The following is a 1,885-nucleotide window of genomic DNA, read 5'->3' on the forward strand; positions in this document are numbered from 1 at the left end:
TTTCAAAGAGGTCGCTGACATCTGATAACAATGCATTCACGCTGCGGGCCAACAAGCTTCCCTTGGTCGCCAGAGGGATTTCGAAGAAGTTGATTCAGGCGACAACCCTGCACGACTAAGCCATCGCGCCTGTCCCTACGGGGCTTTAGAGGGTTCGTGAATGCAAGAGACGTTATCTGAAACCGCCCAAAAACATGGAAAGATCTTATCATAAGGTGGTGAATTATGCTTATACGGGAAGCTTGCATTGATGATGTTGAAGGGATTGCATTTGTTCATTTGGAAAGCTGGAAATCTACTTATAAAGAGCTCATTTCCGATTCATATTTATCAAATATTACATTAGAGAAGCGAATACGTAATTGGATATGGACATTCAATAATTTAAACCAAGATGAGACGATTTTTGTGGCGGAGGACTCCAATAAAGGGGTCATTGGTTTTTCAAACGTAGGGAAAAATCGTAATAGTGAGTTTGAACATGATGGAGAGTTATATTCTCTATATCTCTTGAAGGATTATCATGGTCAAGGGATTGGTCAATTATTATTTGATAGGGCGGTAGTATCGCTTAAAGGAAAGGGATGTAGATCATTAATGTTATGGGTGTTGGAGGGTAATCCAACACTAGGTTTTTATATAAAGAACGGTGGGGAGATAGTTGGAAGAAAGAACGTATTAATTGGTGATGACAATCTTGTTGAAATCGCCATAGGTTGGAAGGATATAAGTAATTTTTGTGAGTATTTCAAAGAAGTGGGCGGCATCAGATAACACCGCATTCACGCATCGGGGCTGACGCCCCTCGGTCCGCAAGAAGCATTTTCGGGGAAGCTATTCAGCGGACAACCCTGCACCGGCTAAGATAGGAGCTATCTAAGCCGGTGAGGGTTCGTGAATGCAAAGACGTTAGATGAAATCCCCTTAAAACCGAAAAACTAATAATCAACAGAGCCATTTTGGTCTATAATGGTTACATACATTTATTGCAAAGAGGGTAATCCGATGATGCGTAGTGATGTTGAACGCATATTAAAGGNAGACGTTAGATGAAATCCCCTTAAAACCGAAAAACTAATAATCAACAGAGCCATTTTGGTCTATAATGGTTACATACATTTATTGCAAAGAGGGTAATCCGATGATGCGTAGTGATGTTGAACGCATATTAAAGGAACAAAAAGCTTTCTTAAAGGAAAAATATTACGTGAAAAGGATCGGAATATTTGGTTCCTATGTACGTGATGAGCAGTCGGAAGAAAGCGATATTGATTTATTGGTGGAGTTTTCAAAACCAGTTGGGTTTGAATTTTTTGATCTAAAGGATTATTTAGAGGAACTCCTAAAAAAACCAATTGATTTAGTAACTGTGAACGCATTAAAACCATTGATTCGTGATGAGATTATGGCTGAGGTGCAGTTTCAATGAACAAAAGAAAATTGTTACCACTGAGAGATATTTTAGAATCAATCGAGCGTATAGAAACTTACACCAAGGGAGTCAGTTATGACTCCTTTTGTCATAACCAGATGATGGTTGATGCCGTTATAAGAAATCTTGAGGTAATAGGCGAAGCTGCAGGGAATGTTCCGGAAGAAATTCGGATTAAGTACCCGGAAATCCCTTGGAGGAAAATGATTGCACTGAGGAATGTGCTGATACATGAATATTTTGGGGTAGATGAATCGATTGTATGGGAAGTGGCGACAACAAACCTAAAAGAAGTAAAACCAGGTATTCTGAGGGTTATTCAAGAAGAAGGGGACTTCATCTAACACCACATTCACGCTACGGGCCGTCCCACGCCGTCCCTTGGTCCGCAAGAGGTATTTCGAGGAAGTGAATTCAGCGGACAACCCTGCACCGACTAACCGCATCGCGGCC

The 1,885-nt window shown here is 40.8% G+C and carries 3 protein-coding genes; all 3 read left to right on the forward strand.

Features of this window, described 5'->3' with window-relative positions:
* The first annotated feature begins 225 nt into the window (after window positions 1-225).
* Window positions 226-774: a GNAT family N-acetyltransferase gene (locus JET16_RS29685; protein ID WP_199624849.1), complete on the forward strand. Its 549-nt coding sequence runs from the start codon at window positions 226-228 to the stop codon at window positions 772-774.
* Between the two features lie 367 nt (window positions 775-1,141).
* Window positions 1,142-1,429, forward strand: a complete 288-nt coding sequence (locus JET16_RS29690; protein ID WP_199624850.1) for a nucleotidyltransferase family protein — start codon at window positions 1,142-1,144, stop codon at window positions 1,427-1,429.
* Window positions 1,426-1,776: a HepT-like ribonuclease domain-containing protein gene (locus tag JET16_RS29695; protein WP_199624851.1), complete on the forward strand. Its 351-nt coding sequence runs from the start codon at window positions 1,426-1,428 to the stop codon at window positions 1,774-1,776. Before JET16_RS29690 ends, JET16_RS29695 begins: the two co-directional genes overlap by 4 nt.
* Window positions 1,777-1,885 lie beyond the last annotated feature (109 nt).

Source organism: Paenibacillus alkalitolerans (assembly GCF_016482785.1).
GTDB lineage: Bacteria > Bacillota > Bacilli > Paenibacillales > YIM-B00363 > Paenibacillus_AE > Paenibacillus_AE alkalitolerans.